This window comes from Pseudoalteromonas sp. OF5H-5 (assembly GCF_021530695.1).
Classification (GTDB): domain Bacteria; phylum Pseudomonadota; class Gammaproteobacteria; order Enterobacterales; family Alteromonadaceae; genus Pseudoalteromonas.
Genome location: NZ_JAKGBF010000001.1, coordinates 110,577 through 130,212, shown reverse-complemented (window position 1 = coordinate 130,212; position 19,636 = coordinate 110,577). Strand labels below are relative to the sequence as shown.

At 44.9% G+C, this 19,636-nt stretch carries 23 protein-coding genes and 1 riboswitch; of the genes, 3 read left to right on the top strand and 20 right to left on the bottom strand.

The window, feature by feature from the left end; all coding sequences use genetic code 11:
• Nucleotides 1-9: 9 nt before the first annotated feature.
• Nucleotides 10-795 carry a hypothetical protein gene (locus L1271_RS00600; RefSeq protein ID WP_102057359.1) on the top strand — a complete coding sequence of 262 codons (786 nt, stop codon included), beginning with the start codon at nucleotides 10-12 and terminating at the stop codon, nucleotides 793-795.
• A gap of 4 nt (nucleotides 796-799) precedes the next feature.
• Here the strand turns inward: L1271_RS00600 and L1271_RS00595 are convergent, their stop codons facing one another.
• Together L1271_RS00595 and yaaA are read right to left on the bottom strand one after the other, a co-directional pair.
• A complete protein-coding gene (locus L1271_RS00595) occupies nucleotides 800-1,078 on the bottom strand; it encodes a hypothetical protein (RefSeq protein WP_158299126.1) in 279 nt (92 codons plus the stop codon).
• A complete protein-coding gene (yaaA, locus tag L1271_RS00590) occupies nucleotides 1,075-1,851 on the bottom strand; it encodes a peroxide stress protein YaaA (protein ID WP_010606114.1) in 777 nt (258 codons plus the stop codon). Before yaaA ends, L1271_RS00595 begins: the two co-directional genes overlap by 4 nt.
• A gap of 272 nt (nucleotides 1,852-2,123) precedes the next feature.
• Here yaaA and tal point away from each other — a divergent pair, with 272 nt between their 5' ends.
• Nucleotides 2,124-3,074: a transaldolase gene (gene tal, locus L1271_RS00585; RefSeq protein WP_235366545.1), complete on the top strand. Its 951-nt coding sequence runs from the start codon at nucleotides 2,124-2,126 to the stop codon at nucleotides 3,072-3,074.
• Nucleotides 3,075-3,480: 406 nt separating this feature from the next.
• Nucleotides 3,481-3,672, top strand: coding sequence for a DUF3545 family protein (locus L1271_RS00580; RefSeq protein ID WP_010606112.1), 192 nt, complete (start codon nucleotides 3,481-3,483; stop codon nucleotides 3,670-3,672).
• A 40-nt stretch (nucleotides 3,673-3,712) separates the two neighbouring features.
• On the opposite strand, the gene ung is transcribed toward L1271_RS00580, so the two are convergent.
• From ung to L1271_RS00490, 18 genes are all read right to left on the bottom strand, one after another.
• The gene (gene ung, locus L1271_RS00575) at nucleotides 3,713-4,381 is read right to left on the bottom strand and encodes a uracil-DNA glycosylase (protein WP_128728468.1); all 669 of its coding nucleotides are present in this window, start codon (nucleotides 4,379-4,381) and stop codon (nucleotides 3,713-3,715) included.
• Nucleotides 4,378-5,229, bottom strand: coding sequence for a cobalamin-binding protein (locus L1271_RS00570; RefSeq protein WP_235366544.1), 852 nt, complete (start codon nucleotides 5,227-5,229; stop codon nucleotides 4,378-4,380). The genes ung and L1271_RS00570 overlap by 4 nt, the downstream gene beginning before the upstream one ends.
• The gene (gene cobO / locus L1271_RS00565) at nucleotides 5,229-5,825 is read right to left on the bottom strand and encodes a cob(I)yrinic acid a,c-diamide adenosyltransferase (RefSeq protein WP_235366543.1); all 597 of its coding nucleotides are present in this window, start codon (nucleotides 5,823-5,825) and stop codon (nucleotides 5,229-5,231) included. Before cobO ends, L1271_RS00570 begins: the two co-directional genes overlap by 1 nt.
• A 1-nt stretch (nucleotide 5,826) precedes the next feature.
• Complete coding sequence (locus L1271_RS00560; protein WP_235366542.1) at nucleotides 5,827-7,299, bottom strand: cobyric acid synthase; 1,473 nt, start codon at nucleotides 7,297-7,299, stop codon at nucleotides 5,827-5,829.
• Nucleotides 7,296-7,835: a bifunctional adenosylcobinamide kinase/adenosylcobinamide-phosphate guanylyltransferase gene (gene cobU, locus L1271_RS00555; RefSeq protein ID WP_010606107.1), complete on the bottom strand. Its 540-nt coding sequence runs from the start codon at nucleotides 7,833-7,835 to the stop codon at nucleotides 7,296-7,298. Before cobU ends, L1271_RS00560 begins: the two co-directional genes overlap by 4 nt.
• On the bottom strand, nucleotides 7,835-8,617 hold the full coding sequence (locus tag L1271_RS00550; RefSeq protein WP_235366541.1) for an adenosylcobinamide-GDP ribazoletransferase: 783 nt from the start codon (nucleotides 8,615-8,617) through the stop codon (nucleotides 7,835-7,837). Before L1271_RS00550 ends, cobU begins: the two co-directional genes overlap by 1 nt.
• Entirely contained in the window at nucleotides 8,617-9,672 is a 1,056-nt protein-coding gene (gene cobT, locus L1271_RS00545; RefSeq protein ID WP_235366540.1) for a nicotinate-nucleotide--dimethylbenzimidazole phosphoribosyltransferase, read from the bottom strand. The genes L1271_RS00550 and cobT overlap by 1 nt, the downstream gene beginning before the upstream one ends.
• Complete coding sequence (locus L1271_RS00540) at nucleotides 9,665-10,690, bottom strand: FecCD family ABC transporter permease (protein ID WP_102057366.1); 1,026 nt, start codon at nucleotides 10,688-10,690, stop codon at nucleotides 9,665-9,667. The genes cobT and L1271_RS00540 overlap by 8 nt, the downstream gene beginning before the upstream one ends.
• On the bottom strand, nucleotides 10,687-11,484 hold the full coding sequence (locus tag L1271_RS00535; RefSeq protein WP_206472237.1) for an ABC transporter ATP-binding protein: 798 nt from the start codon (nucleotides 11,482-11,484) through the stop codon (nucleotides 10,687-10,689). The genes L1271_RS00540 and L1271_RS00535 overlap by 4 nt, the downstream gene beginning before the upstream one ends.
• Before the next feature lie 69 nt (nucleotides 11,485-11,553).
• Nucleotides 11,554-11,681, bottom strand: a riboswitch (cobalamin riboswitch).
• Between the two features lie 18 nt (nucleotides 11,682-11,699).
• Complete coding sequence (locus tag L1271_RS00530) at nucleotides 11,700-12,299, bottom strand: histidine phosphatase family protein (protein ID WP_102057368.1); 600 nt, start codon at nucleotides 12,297-12,299, stop codon at nucleotides 11,700-11,702.
• An 80-nt stretch (nucleotides 12,300-12,379) separates the two neighbouring features.
• Nucleotides 12,380-12,592 carry a (Na+)-NQR maturation NqrM gene (nqrM, locus tag L1271_RS00525; protein ID WP_010372193.1) on the bottom strand — a complete coding sequence of 71 codons (213 nt, stop codon included), beginning with the start codon at nucleotides 12,590-12,592 and terminating at the stop codon, nucleotides 12,380-12,382.
• 100 nt (nucleotides 12,593-12,692) lie between these two features.
• A complete protein-coding gene (locus L1271_RS00520; RefSeq protein WP_235366539.1) occupies nucleotides 12,693-13,724 on the bottom strand; it encodes an FAD:protein FMN transferase in 1,032 nt (343 codons plus the stop codon).
• A gap of 108 nt (nucleotides 13,725-13,832) precedes the next feature.
• On the bottom strand, nucleotides 13,833-15,059 hold the full coding sequence (gene nqrF, locus L1271_RS00515) for an NADH:ubiquinone reductase (Na(+)-transporting) subunit F (protein ID WP_235366538.1): 1,227 nt from the start codon (nucleotides 15,057-15,059) through the stop codon (nucleotides 13,833-13,835).
• Between the two features lie 20 nt (nucleotides 15,060-15,079).
• Nucleotides 15,080-15,688, bottom strand: a complete 609-nt coding sequence (gene nqrE / locus L1271_RS00510; protein WP_010372198.1) for an NADH:ubiquinone reductase (Na(+)-transporting) subunit E — start codon at nucleotides 15,686-15,688, stop codon at nucleotides 15,080-15,082.
• A gap of 10 nt (nucleotides 15,689-15,698) precedes the next feature.
• On the bottom strand, nucleotides 15,699-16,331 hold the full coding sequence (locus L1271_RS00505) for an NADH:ubiquinone reductase (Na(+)-transporting) subunit D (RefSeq protein ID WP_010372200.1): 633 nt from the start codon (nucleotides 16,329-16,331) through the stop codon (nucleotides 15,699-15,701).
• The gene (locus L1271_RS00500) at nucleotides 16,331-17,080 is read right to left on the bottom strand and encodes a Na(+)-translocating NADH-quinone reductase subunit C (RefSeq protein ID WP_095729564.1); all 750 of its coding nucleotides are present in this window, start codon (nucleotides 17,078-17,080) and stop codon (nucleotides 16,331-16,333) included. Before L1271_RS00500 ends, L1271_RS00505 begins: the two co-directional genes overlap by 1 nt.
• Nucleotides 17,070-18,272 carry an NADH:ubiquinone reductase (Na(+)-transporting) subunit B gene (locus tag L1271_RS00495; protein ID WP_010372204.1) on the bottom strand — a complete coding sequence of 401 codons (1,203 nt, stop codon included), beginning with the start codon at nucleotides 18,270-18,272 and terminating at the stop codon, nucleotides 17,070-17,072. The genes L1271_RS00500 and L1271_RS00495 overlap by 11 nt, the downstream gene beginning before the upstream one ends.
• Nucleotides 18,273-18,274: 2 nt before the next feature.
• Entirely contained in the window at nucleotides 18,275-19,618 is a 1,344-nt protein-coding gene (locus L1271_RS00490) for a Na(+)-translocating NADH-quinone reductase subunit A (RefSeq protein ID WP_010372207.1), read from the bottom strand.
• Nucleotides 19,619-19,636 lie beyond the last annotated feature (18 nt).

Sequence of the window (19,636 nt, the reverse complement as noted above, 5' to 3'; positions counted from 1 at the left end):
GGCTTTGTTTTGACACAACAGGAAATAGATTTACTCGCTTTTGAGCTGGCAAACCTTCGTCTCAATGCCGATCTCACGCTCGCACCAAAGTACAGTTATTTTTCAGATAAACCCTACCCGCTTGGTCGCTGCCTAGAAATTCGCGATGAAATGTTTAAACTCGTCACCACGGAGCTCAAGCAAAATTCAGAACGTTTATCTGTGCTCAGAAATTACATGCTTAAAGAGAATGCCGAGCTCAAAAAAGTATGGGGTTCGCTACGCGATGAGTACTTTCAAAATGCGATGTTGGTGGGAGATTGGTATATAGATACCGCAAACGATACGGTGAATGCAAACAAACCCAGAGTTGAAATCAAACCCATCGCACAATCAGGCTTTTCAGCCATCACTAATTTCGAGCAGTTTGTTAAGATTGCTCGCGCTTATTGGCAAGTGGAGGTGTTTAAAAACACCGCCTTTCCAGCCATCGCGCCTTATTTACCGTTAATTTGTGTCAACGCAAAAGGCGCTACTTGGTTAGCTGCGGCCAATGACGATATGATCAAGGTCGCTACCAACAGTGAGTTTAGGCTATCTGAGCAAATCCTCTGTCAGCTGCCAGAGCCTGACTCTGTTATCGTATCTCGCTGGCAACAGACCCTAACTGGCATCGATGCTTTAGATGACATCTTATTGCAAACAGGAAAGCCCGAGGGGTTTTGCCAACTATACAGAGCTGCCGAAAAGGCAACGGATTTAGCATTTAGGGATAGGGTCGTACGCGCCTATATGAGCTTACCCAAAGGCGCGTAGTGAATTAGAAGGAAGTGGGATAAGTCGGTTTTTCGTCCGTAATTTCCCATTTATCTTCTGTTGGTCTATCCACTCGACATTGATTTTGCTGTTGGAAACACCTGTCCTCACAGTTTTGTACTTGCATCGGATCTGAGTAATCTTTGCGACAGCTCATAGAACACGAACGTGAATCACCTTCGCAATCGACCGGCACATTGCTGACTCTAGTTGTAAAATGTCCACTACAGCCACTCACAAACGCAGCGGCGAACACTGCTGCTACACATAATTTTGTTGTCATTGTTCTGCTCTCAAAAACACCGGTTCTTGAGCCTTTTGCGTTGCTTCTTCACTAAAGCGGTATCCTGCAATATCAAACGCTTTCAGGCTTTCCAAATCCGATACTTGGTTCTCAATGATATACCTTGCCATCATACCGCGCGCTTTCTTCGCGTAAAAACTGATGACTTTGTATTGACCATTTTTACAATCTTTAAAGATAGGAGTGATAATGTCACCTTTCAGCGCCTTCTTATCTACCGCTTTAAAGTACTCATTTGAAGCTAAGTTCACCAAGTATTGTGTTTGTGCCCCTTCCATGACCTTATTCAGTTTTTCAGCGATAATCGTGCCCCAAAACTCATACAGGTTTTTGCCACGCGGGTTACTTAACTTTGTACCCATTTCTAAACGATAGGCCTGCATTAAGTCAAGTGGTTTTAGGATGCCATACAGCCCAGATAAGATACGTAAATGATTTTGCGCATAATTTAAATTAGCCTCAGTTAGGCTTTGTGCTTCTAAACCGACATACACATCGCCATTAAAAGCAAAAATAGCTTGTTTAGCATTGTCTTGTGTAAAAGGCTCTGACCACTCGGCAAACCTTGCCGCATTTAAGCCAGCGAGCTTGTCGCTTATCTTCATTAAGCTACCGATCTGCTGTGGTGATAAATCGCGACAAACTTGAATAAGTGACTCGCTATGCTCCAGCAGCTCTGGCTGTGTGTGCATCTTGGTTGGTGCGGGTGTTTCATAGTCTAGGTTTTTCGCTGGAGAGATAACTGTGATCATGGTTTGCCTATTGACTTAGCTAGTAATTAATGTCAATTTCAACACTATCCCCAAGTAACTTCAAGTGTTTGTCCGCTTTCACTTGGGTTTAAGCAATTCGCTGTTAAAGTACAGCTTCGCTTTACAACTCGACCTTATATAACAACAACCTCAAATAGCGAGTGTGATATGTCGCCCGATACGGACATATGACCTATTCAGCTATTTCACGGTGTTGCAACATAAGGCGTCTAATATCACTTCGCTGTTATCAATATTGGAATGAGGAACACATGACTTCAGCATTAGATAGGCTAAAACAACATTCATCAATCGTCGCTGACACCGGTGACATTGAAGCCATCCGCAAGCTACAGCCTGAGGATGCAACAACTAACCCTTCTCTTTTACTTAAAGCGGCGGAGACGCCTGCTTATCAGCCTTATCTAACAGAAGCTTGGGATTATGCCAAAGCCAATGAAAGTGACGCTGACAAGCAGTTAGCGCTTGCTTGTGACTATTTTGCCGTTGTGATTGGTAAAGAAATCGCGAACTCTGTGCCGGGATATATCTCAACCGAAGTAGACGCACGTTTATCTTTTGATACCGAAGCGACTATCGCAAAAGCAAAAACGCTATTAAATTTATATGAAGCGCAAGGCGTAAGCAAAGACAAAATCTTGATTAAGATTGCATCGACTTGGGAAGGTATTAAAGCCGCTGAAGCACTGGAAAAAGAAGGTGTTAAGTGTAACCTAACGCTGCTATTTAGCGAAGCGCAAGCACGTGCATGTGCCGACGCAAACGTATTTTTAATCTCACCATTTGTTGGGCGTATTCTAGATTGGCACGTTGCCAACGGCCTAGAAAAACCAACTAACCCACTACAAGATCCGGGTGTGCAATCTGTTCGTAGTATTTTTGAATTCTATAAACAGCACGGTTATAAAACCGTTGTAATGGGCGCCAGCTTCAGAAATACAGGTGAAATTCTAGCCCTAACGGGTTGCGATAAGCTCACGATTAGCCCTTCTCTATTAGAAGAGCTTGCTGCAATGCCTGCAAACGAAGATTACCTACTTGAGGCTGACTTTACGCCTAAAGCAAAACCTGCAGCGCTTAGCGAAAGTGAGTTCCGTTGGTTACATAACCAAGACGCAATGGCCACAGAAAAGCTTGCTGAAGGTATTCGCTCATTTGCCGATGCACAAGAAATATTAGTCGCACGCTTTAAAGCACTGTAAGTGCCTTAAACATTCGATTTCGAAACGCCGCATATTGCGGCGTTTTTGTTATCGCTCTCAATACAAAACTTTCTGAACACCTCCTAGATATCACCCGAATTGACCTTCATCAAACTGTCACTTGCTTTTAACCCAAAAGACACAATTGTGTTTTATTTTTATCCCGTCTGTGGTATATCAATATCACTTGAAGTGAAAATTGATGCCGCTACTTTCTGGTTTTGGTACAAAAAGCAAGCAACGCGGGGTTGTTTGTAGCGTACTTTAGCTATCAGACTTTTATCGGTTCCTCATATTGAGGTTTGCCAAATAGTATGAAGAGATCAACGGTGTCATTGCAATTGTAGTGCTAACAACAGCCAAAGCAAATGCCACTTTAGGTTGTTTTTATCAATAGGAGATTTTCATGGATACCCTAGACGAGTTATTAGAATTATTAGAAAGTCCGGATACTAGGAAAAAAACTTCATCTAAGGGCAAAAAAAGAAAATGGCGTGAAATTGAAGCGCTAAAAGATAAACAGCGACTACGCAAAGAACTACAGGAATTGGATATTTTCGCAGACAATGTTGATTTAGACGAATTTGATTTTAACTAAAAAGAGCGCCCTTCACGGCGCTCTTTTTTGTTTTTATCTGCTATAGCTCGGCCAATCGCCAGTCGATTGGCTGCTTACCCATTTGTGTGAGCAGCTGATTGGTTTTGCTGAAATGGCCACTACCAAAAAAGCCGCGATGTGCTGAGAGCGGCGAAGGATGTGGCGCGTGTAAAACATGGTGACGATTTGTGTCTATGCTTTTACCCTTTTTCTGAGCGTGTGAGCCCCAAAGTAAGAAAATCACACCTTCGCTGTGGGCATTCAGCTTTTCAATCACTACATCAGTAAAGCGCTCCCAGCCCAAATGCTTATGAGAATGGGCTTGGCCTTGTTCTACCGTCAACACCGTATTTAACAGCAGTACGCCCTGTTTAGCCCAGTCAATTAGGTAGCCGTGATTAGGTATGCGAAAGCCGTCAATATCCTGCACCAACTCTTTATACATATTATTTAACGACGGCGGCGGCTTGATCCCTGGCAACACAGAGAAACATAAACCATGGGCTTGATTAGGACCGTGATAAGGGTCTTGCCCTAAAATCACCACTTTAACCTGATCGAAAGGCGTGACTTTGAACGCTTCAAATACTTGTTCATGGGGCGGAAACACATTTATACCTTGAGCGCGACGCTCTGCCACGTAATCCATGGTTTGTTTAAAGTAATCTTGTTGTTTTTCCTGACCTAACACGTCACTCCACGTTGTCATGCTTCACCTTTTTTCATCATATTATAATGGCTTCGAGAAGCGTCGAGTTTACCACATAAATCCGATATTCCCTCGAGCATACGATAGCTATAACGATGGAGCAGATCGGCATCTACCGAAATAGTTTGTTGATACTTTACCGCAGGGATCGACGGCCATTGCTGCCATGCAATTGCTTTAACCTCTTGTTTGGTCTTTTCTTCAGGGATCACAATCACTTGTGGTGATTTCAACAGAACATTCTCAATGCTAATTTGCGGATAGTCCGTGGTGGCGTCGGCAAAAACATTTTTCACATTACACACAGTAAATACTTGCTGTAACCAACTTTCGCCTCCCACGGTCATCAGCGGTGATGGCCACAATTGATAAAATACAGCTAAGCTAGCGCTTTGTTTATACTGATCTTTTAGTTCATTTAAACGTTTAGTAAATAAATCAGCCTGTTGCTGTGCTTGAGCTCCAAGGCCGGTAATTTTACCTAGGCGTAGCAACTCATTGGGCAGTTTATCTAGATATTTCGCTTCACTATAAATCACGTCAACACCAAAGCTTTCGAGCTTTTCAAGCATAGGAGCGTGACTTGCATTTTTCCACGCAATGATAAGATCAGGCTTAAGTGCCAAAATTTTCTCAACCGAAATGCCTTGATAGTCGCCAACTTGAGGCAGTTGCTTGGCTGATTCTGGATAATCAGCATAGGCGACCGTGCCTACAATCCGCTCCCCAGCTCCTATTGCATAAAGATTTTCGACAATATGAGGCGCAAGCGCGATGATCCGCTCTGCGGGCTTAGCACTAACGCTAAAGGCAAAACCTAGAACAATAAATAAGGCGAATTTTAGCATCAGTAGTCAAACCCTTTTTGCGCCTTAATGCCGGCCTCAAACGCATGCTTCACATTACGCACTTCACTCACGGTATCTGCAAGCTCGGTCAGGCGTCGATGTGCACCGCGCCCAGTTACAATCACCGATTGCATGGTAGGGCGGTTTTCTAGCGCCGTTATGACTTCGTCCAAATCTAGATAGTCATAGCTCAACATATACGTAATTTCGTCAAGCAATACCAAATCGATGCGTTCATCTTGTAGCCATACTTTTGCTTGCTGCCACGTCGCCTGGGCAGCGGCAGTGTCAGTTTCACGGTTTTGCGTTTCCCACGTAAAGCCTGTTTTCATTACCGCAAATGGCACGCCGACTTTTTCGAGCAAATTGCGTTCACCGCAATCCCAAGTTCCTTTAATAAACTGTACAACCGCAGCGTTCATACCATGACCGACACAACGCGCAACGGTGCCAAAACCAGATGTTGACTTACCTTTACCGTTACCTGTGATCACTTGTAAAATGCCCTGCTCTTGCTGCGCTGCGGCAATTTTTTCATCGACTTGTTGTTTTACTTTTTGCTGTCGTTGCTGATGCTTATCTTGTTGTTCGCTCATGTTATTCCTCAATTATTTTCATCAATTTTTGCCAATCTAAATGTGCTTCACAGCTGTCGGCAAGACGCGTAATTTGCAGCTCTCTGTGCTTCGCTAAATCAATCGCGGCTGTTCCCGCTTGCTTACTACCGGCCCAAGACAAGATAGCCTGTGTGGCGGCGACCGTATCAAATAAACCATGTAAATAGGTGGCTGCAATTTGATTATCTCGGGAGATAAAACCGTCCTGCACACTGTTATTTGGATGTGTGTTAAATCGCAAGAATGGCACCTCTAGTGCCGCTCCAGAAGAGATCCCTGCATGGATCTCGTAACCACAAATTTCAGCACTTTGCTCATCCAATTGGCAAATGCCAGACACTTGCGTCAGTACTTTTTGCTCTGAGAGTGTGGTCTCAAAGTCAGCCAGACCAAGTCCTGCGACTTCACCGAGTGTTGATTCCACCGCATTTGGATCTCTGATGAACTTACCTAACATTTGCAAACCGCCACACACACCTAGTACCTTACCACCGTACCTCAGATGCCGTTTGATTTCTTCTGCCCAACCCTGTTTGCGTAAGAAGGTTAAATCGCTCAACACATTTTTGCTGCCGGGCAGAATGATTAAGTCACAAGGACCGATAGATTCTTGATAGCGTACATAACGCAAATCCACTTCAGGGTTTAAGCGCAAGGTGTCAAAATCGGTGTGATTGCTAATATGAGGAAATAGTAAAACCCTAACGCTTAACGATCCCCGTTCACAGATATTGTCCACCGTCACCGCATCTTCTGCATCGAGCGCTAAGCCATGCAAATAGGGCAATACCCCAAGTACAGGCTTACCCGTTTTTTGCTCGAGCCAGTCAAGTCCTGATTGCAATAACGCAATATCACCACGGAAGCGATTGATCACAAAGCCTTTAACTAAGCTTCGTTCATAGTCACTTAATAGCGCAAGTGTGCCAACCAAGTGTGCGAACACCCCGCCTTTGTCGATATCAGCGATAATGATCACGGGGCATGCAACTTCACAGGCAAACCCCATATTGGCAATGTCATTTTCACGCAGATTGATCTCAGCAGGGCTCCCCGCCCCTTCCACTATGCACAGCTCAAATTGTTCGCTGAGGCGTTGATGTGAGGAAAGTACGGCCTCCATCGCTACCTTTTTGTAATCATGATAAGCGGCTGCTTCCATATTGCTAATGGCTTTGCCGTGAATGATCACTTGTGCGCCAGTGTCAGAGTTTGGCTTAAGCAAAATAGGATTAAAGTCTGTGGATAGCGGGACTTTTGCGGCTTCGGCTTGGAGTGCTTGTGCCCGACCAATTTCACCGCCACAAGGTGTGACGGCACTATTTAGTGCCATATTTTGCGGCTTAAAAGGCGCAACAGATAAGCCTCTTCGTTGCAGCACCCGGCAAAGTCCCGCAACCAGTGTACTTTTACCGGCATCAGACGTGGTGCCCTGCACCATTAAGGTTTTCATACGTCTTGACCTTTTAAACATTGTGGCAAGCCTGCAATAACAAAATCGACTCTGTCGGCCACTTTAGCAATGTCTTGATGGAGCCAACCAGATTCATCAACAAACTCACGGCTTAGCTCGCCAAGCGGAATTATCCCATGCCCCACTTCGTTACTCACCAAAATAACAGTGGCAGCACAGCTTTCTAGTGCCGCCAGCACATGTTCTTTTTTGTCTATGGTCGCGGCCTTACCCATTTCGCATAAGCCAAAACTCAGCCATAAGGTCAAACAATCGATAAGTAACAGCGCATCTTCGCGTGCAGTAGCAATAAGCTTATCAATATGCCACGGCTCTTCCACTAGCTGCCAGCGGCTATCACGCTGCATCTGGTGAGCAAACACTCGGCTTTTCATTTCTTCATCTTGGGCTTTTGCAGTTGCAACATAGTAAAGTTCGTTCACCGCACCTTGCTCTAACAATAGAATAGCGCGCTGCTCTGCCAAGCGACTTTTGCCTGAGCGAGCACCGCCCAGTATTAACTGTATTTGTGCCATTAGAGATGACCCACAATAAAAAGCAAAATAACAAGCTCAGCAAGCTGTTGCGCAGCCCCTAAACAATCTCCGGTGTAACCACCAAGCTGAGCGTTAAACCATTTAATGCACACAAGTCTTAGCACAAACAAGCAAGTACACAGCATCAACAAGTCGAACAGTGAAAGCGCAAGCCATGGCCAACAGAAAATTAAAATCGCAATGGTAGTGAGCGTAAGGCGGGTCGCCGCAGCACTCGATATATGTTTCGCTACCGGCTTAACTTTGCTCAGCTCATCAGCCTGTACATAGTTAAGCGCACCGATTAAAGACACCGCAAAGGCACGACTTAGGCTATGGGCTAAAATAAGTGCAGCGAGTGTCACAGCAAAGTCATTAAAGAGCATGGTCAAAAGCGAAAATTTGGCCAATAACAGCAATATCAGCGCACAACTACCGTATGTACCAAGACGGCTATCTTTCATGATCTCAAGCTTTTGTTCACGGCTCCAGCCACCGCCAAAACCGTCAAAAACATCGGCAAGACCATCTTCGTGAAAAGCCCCGGTAAGTAAAATACTCGCAGCCAGTACGATAACGGCACCAAACATCGGCGATACACCACTACTGGCAACATAGCCAAGCATGGCCGAGAAGCTACCAACAAATAAACCAACCAAAGCAAAGTAACCACTCACTTCGCTGAGTTCATCAGAAGAAGGGGCTGGTTCCAAACGAATTGGCACCCGCGTTAAAAACACCACAGCAAACTTAAACAGTCGCCACTCTTGTTGCCACTGCATTATGCGTCTACCACTTGCGTAACATCGGCATCGGCAAAGCTTGCCATTTCGCAAAAGAAGCCTAGCGCAGCTTGTAATAATGGAAGCGCTAGAGCGGCGCCCGTTCCCTCACCCAAGCGCATATCTAAATGCAGTAATGGCTCAGCGTTTAACTGCTCTAACATTAACTTATGGCCTTGCTCCATAGAGCCGTGAGCAAACACCATATATTGCTTACTTTGCGGTGCAATTCTACTTGCCAACATAGCCGCTGCGGTAGAGATGAAGCCATCCACTATGATTACTTTTTGTGCCCGTGCAACCGCCAGCATGGCACCAACCATTTGCACAATTTCAAAGCCACCTAGGCGCTGCAAAATTTGTTCTGGTGTCGCAAGCTTATCTTGATGATATTCTAGAGCCTGTTTGATAAGTGCCCGTTTTTTGCAAAGCGTTTCATCGTCAATGCCTGTACCGCGCCCCACACATAATTCCACACTCGCCCCGCTGAGCGCCGCTAAAATTGCAGCTGCAGAACTGGTATTGCCAATCCCCATCTCACCAAAAGCAATCACGTTGCTACCCGCTTCAATAGCGGGCATCACCACTTGCTCTCCATATTCAAGTCCTTGCTTGAGCTGCATTTCGCTCATCGCGGGCTGTTTATGGAAAGCATGAGTAATATCGCCAAGTCGCTGCGAGCGCAAATTCGGCGAAGGCTCGCATGGCACTAATGTGCCACAGTCTACTACGGTTAACTGCCAACCAAGTTGTCGACAAAAAACATTGATCGCGGCCCCCCCCTGCACAAAGTTTGCAACCATTTGCCCAGTTACTTCGCTTGGCGCAATAGAAACCCCTTGGCTTGCAATACCATGGTCACCCGCAAAAACAAACATTGCAGGGCGTGTTATTGCTAACTGCTCTATGTCTAATTGCGTCTGCCCTTGTGAGAAGATCTGTACTAGCTGCACAGCTAAAGCTTCAAGCTTACCTAGCGCACCTAGCGGTTTGGTTTTTAAGTCGATGCGCTGTTGAATAAGCGTGTTTAAGCGAGTATCTAACGGTTTAACCATGGGTAACTCCGACGCCTCCAGAGCGGCGATTTTTGAAAATAAGCAATGCTAAGAAAAACACGCTGCCAATGGCGGCGGTGATCACCCCCACAGGAAGTTCCTGATTATCGATAAGCGTGCGCGACAATACATCCACCCATAGCATCAAAAGCGAACCGCAAAGCGCGGTGGCCACAAGCCCAATGACCTTTGCTTGCGAGATAAAAAAGCGTACGATATGCGGGATCATCAAGCCTACAAATCCGACTCCGCCGCACGCAGCCACAAGTACTGCGGTGAGTAAGGAGCTCAATAACAACATACCTATTCGCACTCGTCCTACATTCACGCCAAGCGTGGTGGCGCTCTCATCTCCGAGTAACAAGGCGTTGAGCGGCCGACGCATCACTAAAAGCGTGATAAAACTCAGCAACACGACCAAACATGGAAGCCATAGCCATTGCCAGCTCGCCCTTGCAAACGAGCCTAGATTCCAAAACAAGATTGCACTGATGGCTTGAGGGTCACTCCAATAGAGCAACAAGCTAGTAAAGGCACTGAACAGAAAAGAAAGTGCGACGCCCGCCAAGAGCATAGTTTCTACCTGCTGTAGTGCATTGCGTTTTGCCACAAATAAAAGCAGCAAGATAGACAGCAAACTTCCGACAAATGCAGCCCCAGACATCATTAGGCTAGACTGTGCACCAAATAGCGCAATAAGCACCACCACACCGAATGAAGCACCTGAAGAAATACCAAATAAATAAGGATCAGCTAGCGGGTTACGCGTCACGGTTTGTAAAATAAGACCCGCTATCGCCAGTCCTGCTCCCGCGCTCATCGCCAGTAACGTCCGTGGCAGACGAAGCTCAACTACCACCCGTTGTTGAAGTACGTTGGGATCGAAATTAATAATCGCTTGTATAACCGTATGCCAAGATAAATCAATCGCACCGATCTTAAGTGCCATCAGCATGCTAAAACAGCACAAGCTCAATAGCAGTATCGATATCAACGCGATCCGCTTTGCGGCAATCATAATTGATACCCGTAATGAAAGCGTATATGTGGGATCTCACTGTTATTTGGCGGATGGCGGACAGTAGAAACCTCTGCACATACCCCAAAAACTTGGCTTAATAGGCTTTCGGTAATGACTTCAAGTGGCGACCCATCTGCAACAAGCTCACCGTTATTTAATACTAATAAGCGGTCGCACAAGGCGCTAGCCAAATTTAAGTCGTGAAAAGACGCAATGATAGTAACACCAAGCTGTTTGGCCAGCTCCATAATTTGGATTTGATATTTAATGTCCAAATGGCTGGTGGGCTCATCCATTATCAATACTTGAGGCGCTTGCACCATGGCACGTGCGATCATTGCCCTTTGCTTCTCCCCACCAGACAAGGAGCTAAAACATTGCTCTAATTTATGGCTCAATCCAACCTGCTCAATGGCATGTAAGATTGCCTGTTTTTCAGCAGCCGTCGTTGTCGCGAGCAGTGATTTGTTCGGTGTTAGCCCCATCAATACCATATCAAATAATGGCAGAGTAAACTCAGCGGGGATCTCTTGTAGCACCACAGCAACATGTCTCGCGTAGGCTTTACGTCCATAACTAGCTAGCGGCTTACCATTGAAAAGTAGCGACCCAGAACTTGGCGCTGTGTATTGATATAAAGTGCGCAGCAAAGTCGACTTTCCAGCACCATTCGGTCCGAGCAAACCAATAAATTCACCCGAATTAATAGCAAAGCTGAGTGCCTTTAAGATGGCTTTACCACCAAGCTGCACGCTAAGTTTATCGACTTGAAACTGTGGAGTGACTGCCATAGCACCTCTGATTGGGCACGGCAAAGTAGTAGCTTATAGACAAGCGACAACTTTGACTTAAGTCTGCCCGCTTAAGTATATAGATAGGCCTTGGTATCTGACTTATGCAAGAGGTAACACTCATACACATACAGTTGCGGGGACAGTTGAGGACTCACACCTCATTCCCAATATCTGCCTATCACGAAATTTGCAATATTATGAAGTCTAGACGTCTAAAATACAACTTTTGGCCAAGCAGTTTGGCTGCTGTCGTAAAACACCTCAACTTTTACTATACCCGCATAAGGAATATCTATCTTCGATTGGTATGCAGTAAGCTCAGGCGATAGGTCAAGAATAAGTGCTACAAGCGCTTTTATTACTCCAGCATGCGCTACGACGGCGGTACACTCTTCACTTGGCGATTCCAAAATGCTGTGCCACCATGTGGCAACCCGATGATGAAAATCATACATAGACTCGCCCTCAGGAGGCGTGTGCAGCCAAGGGTTTTGCCAAAAGTCACCAATACTTGGAAATTGGGTTTCTCGCCAAAGCGTATCATAAGGTTGTCCATCCCATAATCCAAAATCAAATTCGGCGAGATTTGGCTCCACCTCAACGGGGAGTTGATACTGCTTTGCAAAGGCTGTGGCTGTATTCAGGCAGCGCTTCCTTGGAGAGCTAATAATACCCTGCAGGCCACTTAGGCTCGTTAACGATTGCAGCAATTGCTGAGCACCAGTACTACTGAGTTCGGGATCTGTAACTCCAAGTAAATGGCCTGATAGGGTCGTTTCACCATGACGAACAAAATATAGCTGCCGCTGCATTTTTACTTAACCTGAGGTTTGTTACCCAAAAAGCAAAAACGCAAGCTAAGCTTGCGTTTTCAATTAATACCATTCTACGGTTATAGGATCTGGTTTTCTTTCCACATCTCTTCTTTTGCTAACCGCTTTTTGCGTTTGTCGCATGGATCGTCGCAATCACAAATTTTGTCAATGCCCATTGAGCCCAAACCACCACAGCTACTTGCCATGGATTTCTTTTGTACGATAACGCCTACAGCCATCGCAACAGCGATAAGCATAAGTAAACCGAAAGTAAGGAGGAATAAAGACATTATCTAGCCCCTTTTATTGCTACATTGAATTGAGTGACGACGCGCAAATTATACGCTTTCATGGCGTCACTCACAATTAAATTATGGGGTGTTGTACAGCTTAATTCAAGTACGGCTGAAATGCTTCACTCGCGTAACTCTTGATCCCTTCAGGACTTTTATACATCAAATACACGGGGAGTTGATGCTCAGTGGCATACGCCTTTGCACGCTCAGTGCCCATCACAGTCAATGCTGTCGCTAGGCCATCAGCCGTCATCGCAGATGGATGTAGTACCGTTACAGACACCAGCTCATGTTTAACTGGGCGACCCGTTGTAGGGTCAATAAGGTGTGTAAAGGTTTCACCGTCCATTTCATAAAAAATACGGTAGTCTCCTGAAGTTGCAATACCGTTTTTACCAGGCTCTATCACGCGGTGAATTTGGCGTTGACCAACAGGCGCATCGGGTTTCTCGATAGCAATACGCCACTCACCATCCGGCTTCTTGCCAGAAACGCGAAGCTCGCCACCGATTTCTACCATATAGTCATGAATATCATGACTCTCAATCACCTCAGCGACCTTATCTATGCCATAGCCTTTAGCGGTTGCAGAAAATGATAATTCCAGCCCCGTAACTGTTTTCGCAAGACCACGGTCATTTAAAATAAGCTTATCAACACCGATACGAGTGCGCATATCGTCTAACTCAGCCTGTGACGGACGCATTGTTGGTCTTTTGTCAGGACCAAATCCCCACAAATCGATAAGCGGTCCCATCGTAACATCAAGCGTTTTGGTCGACTTTCCAAGACGGATAGATTCTGCAACTACCAAGCGAAAGTCTTCACTGATAGGCATGACGGTATTCGCTGCTAAACGGTTGAACTGGTTAATCTCAGAATCTGGGATATAGGTGGACATAGATTGATTAACAACCTTTAATGCCTGCTCAACCTCCTCATGTAACTGCGCTTGTTCGAGCGGCTTTTCGCCGGGGAATACCTTGATGTTGTAAGTCGTACCCATGGTTTTACCAGACAGCACAATTTCCTTGGCTTCAGGTTTGGCGTCTTGGCACCCTGTTAAAAAAACGAATAAAAACGAAATAATAAAAAATCGAGATAAAAAAGCGTAACTTGCTTGCATCAGAATTCCCTGAGTTTAGTACCAACGGGTATAAAAAAGCCCTCGAGCAAAGTATTTTGCTGGAGGGCTTATATTCTAACTTAAGTTCATTGTTAGACCGAAACCTAATTAACCACCGAAGTCATCAAGTAGGATGTTTTCGTCTTCAACACCTAAGTCTTTAAGCATGTTAATAACTGCCGCGTTCATCATTGGAGGACCACACATGTAGAACTCACAATCTTCTGGCGCTTCATGGTCCTTAAGATAGTTTTCAAAAAGTACGTTATGAATGAAGCCCGTGTAACCTTCCCAGTTATCCTCTGGTTGAGGATCTGAAAGGGCAACATGCCATTGGAAGTTATCATTTTCTTCAGCTAGACCGTCAAAGTCTTCCACGTAGAACATTTCACGCTTAGAACGTGCACCGTACCAGAAAGACATCTTACGCTTAGAGTTAAGACGCTTAAGCTGATCGAAGATGTGTGAACGCATTGGCGCCATACCAGCACCACCACCAACAAATACCATTTCTGCATCTGTGTCTTTCGCGAAGAATTCACCGAATGGACCAGAAATAGTAACCTTATCACCTTCTTTAAGTGACCAGATGAATGATGACATCTTACCACAAGGTAATGTTAGGTTATTTGGCGGCGGAGTTGCGATACGTACGTTTAGCATGATGATGCCAAACTCTTCTGGGTAGTTAGCCATTGAGTATGCACGGATCGTTTCTTCGTCAACTTTAGACTCTAGCTTAAAGAAACCAAAACGTTCCCAGTCAGCACGATATTCTTCAGGAATATCATAGTCTGCATATTTAACATGGTGAGCTGGTGCTTCAATCTGAATGTAACCACCGGCACGGAAAGGTACAACTTCACCTTCAGGGATGCCTAGTTTTAGCTCCTTGATGAAAGTTGCTTTGTTATCGTTAGAGATAACAGTACATTCCCACTTTTTAACACCGAAGATTGATTCTTCAACTTCGATTTCCATGTCGTTTTTAACGTTAACCTGACACGCTAGACGACAGCCTTCACGTGCTTCACCTTTAGAGATGTGGTCAAGTTCGGTTGGTAGAATATCACCACCACCCTCTTTAATATGTACGCGACACTGACCACATGAGCCACCGCCACCACATGCAGACGATACGAAAATACCCGCATTTGCAAGTGCACCTAGTAGCTTACCGCCAGCAGGAGTCTTGATCGCTTTTTCAGGATCGCCGTTAATATCAATTGTAACGTCACCGCTTGCTACAAGCTTCGATTTCGCTGCAATGATGATAAGCACTAGCATCACAACGATAGCGATGAACATGCTTACGCCTAATACAATAGTTTCCATCGTATAGTTTCCTCGCTACCTTACAGTGAAATACCAGAGAATGACATGAAGCCAAAGCCCATTAGACCTACAGTAACAAAGGTAATACCTAAGCCACGTAAACCATCAGGAACGTCTGCATACTTCATCTTCTCACGAATACCTGCTAACAATACGATAGCAAGTGCCCAGCCCACACCTGAACCTAGACCATAAACTACAGATTCACCGAAGTTTAAGTTACGCTCAACCATGAATGATACCGCACCGAAAATCGCACAGTTAACTGTGATTAGCGGTAGGAAGATACCTAGTGCGTTATATAGCGCAGGGAAGAACTTATCCAATGTCATTTCTAGAATTTGAACAAGCGCTGCGATTACACCGATAAACGTCAAGAAGCGTAGGAAGCTAAGATCCACTTCAGGGAAGCCTAACCATTCCAATGCGCCCGGCGCTAGCACTGCGTGATAAACCAAGTTGTTTACTGGTACAGAGATACCAAGAACTACAACTACCGCAATACCTAGACCTAGCGACGTTGTTACTTTCTTAGATACCGCCAAGAAAGTACACATACCTAAGAAGAAAGACAAAGCTAAGTTTTCAATGAAAACTGCTTTTATAAATAAATTGATATATTGTTCCATCTCTCTCCCCTTATGCCTTCGCTTCTACTTGCTCTTTCTTCCAAGTACGTAGTGCCCAAATAAATGCACCTACGATGAAGAACGAACTGAATGGCATAACTAGTAGACCCATAGGCTGATACCAACCACCTTCAGAGATAAGTGGTAAGATTTCAACGCCAAACAATGTGCCCGCACCGAATAGCTCACGGATAAAGCCAACTGTTAAAAGCACAACAGAATAACCTAAACCGTTACCAATACCGTCAAGGAACGACATTGTTGGTGGTGACTTCATTGCGTATGCTTCTGCACGACCCATTACAATACAGTTAGTAATGATAAGGCCGATGAACGTTGATAGTTCTTTTGCTGTTGAATAAACAACGGCTTGAAGCACTTGGTCTACAACGATTACTAAAGATGCAATAATCGTCATTTGGACAATGATACGCACACTTGAAGGAATGTGATTACGGATCATTGAGATAAATAAACTTGAAAACGCAGTAACCAATGTCAACGCAATTGACATGATAAGTGCATTTTTAAGGCTTGAAGTTACCGCTAGTGCAGAACAGATACCCAACACTTGCAGTGCAATCGGGTTGTTCGCAAAAACAGGACCAAACAAGACTTCCTTCATTTCTTTTGCATTAGCCATTAGTTCAATGCTCCTTTACGTACTTTCGCAAGGAATGGACCAAACGCTTTGTCGCTTGTCCAGAAATCTACTGTATGATCAACACCATTAGAAGTAAGTGTCGCACCAGATAGACCATCTACCTTGTGTTCGTTACCGCCAGCACTACCTTTAACAACGTCGATAGGAAGCTCTTTACCTTCCCAAAGTGCAGTCCACTTAGGGTTTTGGATTTCGCCACCAAGACCAGGAGTTTCACTGTGCTTATAAAAGTTGATTGACTTAATCGTCTCACCATCAGCTTCTAGCGCAAGGAAGCCATACATCACACCCCAAAGGCCATAACCTTGGATTGGTAGAATGATAGTGGACACTTTACCTTGGTCATCTTTTGCAAAATAAACTGGAGAGTTATTTGTGATACGTTGAATACCCGCTTTGTCTTCTTCTTTTGAAAGCTTGTAACTACGTTTGGCATCAAACTTAGTCGCTTCAAAATCAAAAGTTTCCGCTTTAACGTCTTCAACAAACTCACCCGTTTTAAGACTAACAACACGTGATTCGATATTTTGGTTAAAAACTTCAGATACGTTTTTAACTTTATCGTAGCCAGCAACGGCTAAAATGTTACGTTGAATATCTTCGTTTTTGTTTGCTTGCTGCATAGGACGAAGCTGAACCGAAGCAAAAGATACTACGATTGCACACACTAAACATAAGCCAACAACTACGCCGAGCGTTTTGCCCATTGATTCATTATTAGTTGACACGTGCCAATCTCCTCTTCACATTTGACTGCACTACGAAGTGGTCGAATAGTGGAGCAAAAAGGTTAGCGAATAAGATTGCTAACATCATGCCCTCTGGGTATGCCGGGTTAACAACACGGATAAGCACAACCATTACACCGATTAGCGCACCGTATAACCACTTACCTTTGTCTGTGAAAGACGCAGATACTGGGTCTGTTGCCATAAAGAACATACCAAATGCAAAACCACCAAGTACTAAGTGCCAGTGCCAAGGCATAGCAAACGCAGCGTTTGTTTCAGAGCCAATTGCATTTAGAACGAATGACATTACAACCATACCAATGAATGTACCTAGTACGATGCGCCATGAAGCGATACGAACATAAACAAGGAACAAACCACCAAGTAAGATTGCTAGTGTTGATGTTTCACCTACAGAGCCTTGGATAAAACCGTAAAACGCGTTAAACCAAAGGTCCATATTGCTGTAGTCTAGTGAACCTGCAGTCGCTTGACCTAAGTAAGTTGCACCAGAGAACGAATCAACAGCTGTCCACACTGTGTCACCAGAAATGTCAGCAGGGTACGCAAAGAATAAGAACGCACGGCCTGCAAGTGCTGGGTTTAGGAAGTTACGACCTGTACCGCCGAAGATTTCCTTCGCGATTACAACACCGAACGTAATACCTAAAGCAGCTTGCCATAGCGGAATTGTTGCAGGCAGGATAAGCGCGAATAACACTGAGGTTACGAAGAAGCCTTCGTTTACTTCGTGCTTGCGAACTGACGCGAATAACACTTCCCAGAAGCCACCAACCGCAAACACAGTTGCATAAATAGGCAAGAAGAAACACGCACCGTAGAACGTTTTGGCGCCCCACCCGGCATCAGCGGTTAATTCTCCGCCAAGCGCTTGGAAGATAGCTACCTGCCAAGTATTAGCAAGCTCAAAACCGTTACCTAGTGCAAGTGCAGCTTGGTGACCGATGTTGAACATACCAAAGAACATTGCAGGGAACGTCGCCATCCACACTAAAATCATAATACGTTTTAGGTCGATGTTATCACGAACGTGCGTTGCACCTTTGTTTACATAACCAGGAGTATAGAAGATAGTTGCTACGGCTTCGTAAAGCGCGTACCACTTCTCGTGTTTACCACCAGGTTCAAAGTGAGGTTCAATGTCTTCTAAAAATTTCTTTAAGGCCATTTTTAACCTTCCTTCTCGATAGTAGTCAGGCAATCGCGCAGGATTGAACCGTACTCATATTTGCCCGGACATACGTAAGTACATAGTGCTAAATCTTCTTCATCTAGCTCTAGTGCACCCAACGAAATCGCAGAATCTAGATCACGTGAAATAAGATCACGTAATAATAGCGTTGGCAAAATATCGAGTGGCATAACACGCTCATAGTTACCGATTGGTACCATCGCACGCTTAGAACCACCAGTAGACGTTGTCATCTTGAACAAACGGCTAGGTGTTAAGTGTGAAATGAATGTACGTGTTACTGAGAATTTATCACTACCCGGAGCGATCCAGCCAAATAGCTCTTTCTCGCGACCTTCAAGTAAAACTGATACTTGAGTATGGTAACGACCAAGGTAAGCGTGAGGGCCAGTTGCTGTTTTACCAGCTAACACAGAGCCAGAAATGACTCGGTTATCACCGTCTTCAAGCTCGCCTGCAACTAAATCTGTTAGCGACGCACCGACATGAGTTTTTACTAAGCGAGGGTTCTTAACTCGAGGACCTGCTAGAGCAATAACTCTGTCTGAGTAGATTTCACCTGTCAGGAACAACTTACCAAACGCGATGACATCTTGGTAACCAATGTGCCAAACTTGCTTGTTTGTACCTACAGAATCTAGGAAGTGAATGTGAGTACCCACGTTACCTGCTGGATGCACACCTGCAAACTCATGAACTTCTACTTGTGAGATAGAAGAACTAGGTACGTTAGCACCCGCTTTCTTACACACAAATACTTTGCCTTCAGTCAAACGAGATACAACCGCTAGACCCGCTTCAAACGCTTCCACGTTTTCTGCGATGATAACAGCAGGATCTGCTGCTAACGGATTAGTATCTGTTGCTGTCACAAAGATTGAGCTAGGTGTTGCACTCGGCACAGCGACACGGCTGAATGGACGTGCACGAAGCGCTGGCCATTGACCAGACTCGATTAGCACTTCCTTCACTTTTTCAGAGTCTAAGTTGCTTAAATCAGCAGCTGAAAACTTCTCGAAAGTGATTTGCTCGTCGCCTTGAACTTCGATCACAACGGATTGAAGTACACGCTTAGCACCACGGTTAATTTCTTTAACTACACCAGAAGCTGGCGCAGTAAACTTGACGCCTGGGTTCTTTTTATCTTCAAAAAGAACTTGGCCTTTTTTGACTTGGTCATCCACACGAATATGCATGGTAGGACGCATACCGATGAATTCTTCACCTAGCACAGCTACTCGTTTGACAGCAGAACCATCATGAATAACTTGCTGAGGTGCGCCCTCTATTGGTAAGTCCAGACCTTTTTTTATGTTGATCATACGCACTTGCATTACATT

What these genes read in the sequence shown, in the direction of transcription:
- L1271_RS00595 (WP_158299126.1), bottom strand. Translation starts at nt 1,078, where the DNA reads ATGACAACAAAATTATGTGTAGCAGCAGTGTTCGCCGCTGCGTTTGTG.
- yaaA (WP_010606114.1), bottom strand. Translation starts at nt 1,851, where the DNA reads ATGATCACAGTTATCTCTCCAGCGAAAAACCTAGACTATGAAACACCC.
- tal (WP_235366545.1), top strand. Translation starts at nt 2,124, where the DNA reads ATGACTTCAGCATTAGATAGGCTAAAACAACATTCATCAATCGTCGCT.
- L1271_RS00580 (WP_010606112.1), top strand. Translation starts at nt 3,481, where the DNA reads ATGGATACCCTAGACGAGTTATTAGAATTATTAGAAAGTCCGGATACT.
- ung (WP_128728468.1), bottom strand. Translation starts at nt 4,381, where the DNA reads ATGACAACGTGGAGTGACGTGTTAGGTCAGGAAAAACAACAAGATTAC.
- L1271_RS00570 (WP_235366544.1), bottom strand. Translation starts at nt 5,229, where the DNA reads ATGCTAAAATTCGCCTTATTTATTGTTCTAGGTTTTGCCTTTAGCGTT.
- cobO (WP_235366543.1), bottom strand. Translation starts at nt 5,825, where the DNA reads ATGAGCGAACAACAAGATAAGCATCAGCAACGACAGCAAAAAGTAAAA.
- L1271_RS00560 (WP_235366542.1), bottom strand. Translation starts at nt 7,299, where the DNA reads ATGAAAACCTTAATGGTGCAGGGCACCACGTCTGATGCCGGTAAAAGT.
- cobU (WP_010606107.1), bottom strand. Translation starts at nt 7,835, where the DNA reads ATGGCACAAATACAGTTAATACTGGGCGGTGCTCGCTCAGGCAAAAGT.
- L1271_RS00550 (WP_235366541.1), bottom strand. Translation starts at nt 8,617, where the DNA reads ATGCAGTGGCAACAAGAGTGGCGACTGTTTAAGTTTGCTGTGGTGTTT.
- cobT (WP_235366540.1), bottom strand. Translation starts at nt 9,672, where the DNA reads ATGGTTAAACCGTTAGATACTCGCTTAAACACGCTTATTCAACAGCGC.
- L1271_RS00540 (WP_102057366.1), bottom strand. Translation starts at nt 10,690, where the DNA reads ATGATTGCCGCAAAGCGGATCGCGTTGATATCGATACTGCTATTGAGC.
- L1271_RS00535 (WP_206472237.1), bottom strand. Translation starts at nt 11,484, where the DNA reads ATGGCAGTCACTCCACAGTTTCAAGTCGATAAACTTAGCGTGCAGCTT.
- L1271_RS00530 (WP_102057368.1), bottom strand. Translation starts at nt 12,299, where the DNA reads ATGCAGCGGCAGCTATATTTTGTTCGTCATGGTGAAACGACCCTATCA.
- nqrM (WP_010372193.1), bottom strand. Translation starts at nt 12,592, where the DNA reads ATGTCTTTATTCCTCCTTACTTTCGGTTTACTTATGCTTATCGCTGTT.
- L1271_RS00520 (WP_235366539.1), bottom strand. Translation starts at nt 13,724, where the DNA reads ATGCAAGCAAGTTACGCTTTTTTATCTCGATTTTTTATTATTTCGTTT.
- nqrF (WP_235366538.1), bottom strand. Translation starts at nt 15,059, where the DNA reads ATGGAAACTATTGTATTAGGCGTAAGCATGTTCATCGCTATCGTTGTG.
- nqrE (WP_010372198.1), bottom strand. Translation starts at nt 15,688, where the DNA reads ATGGAACAATATATCAATTTATTTATAAAAGCAGTTTTCATTGAAAAC.
- L1271_RS00505 (WP_010372200.1), bottom strand. Translation starts at nt 16,331, where the DNA reads ATGGCTAATGCAAAAGAAATGAAGGAAGTCTTGTTTGGTCCTGTTTTT.
- L1271_RS00495 (WP_010372204.1), bottom strand. Translation starts at nt 18,272, where the DNA reads ATGGCCTTAAAGAAATTTTTAGAAGACATTGAACCTCACTTTGAACCT.
- L1271_RS00490 (WP_010372207.1), bottom strand. Translation starts at nt 19,618, where the DNA reads ATGATCAACATAAAAAAAGGTCTGGACTTACCAATAGAGGGCGCACCT.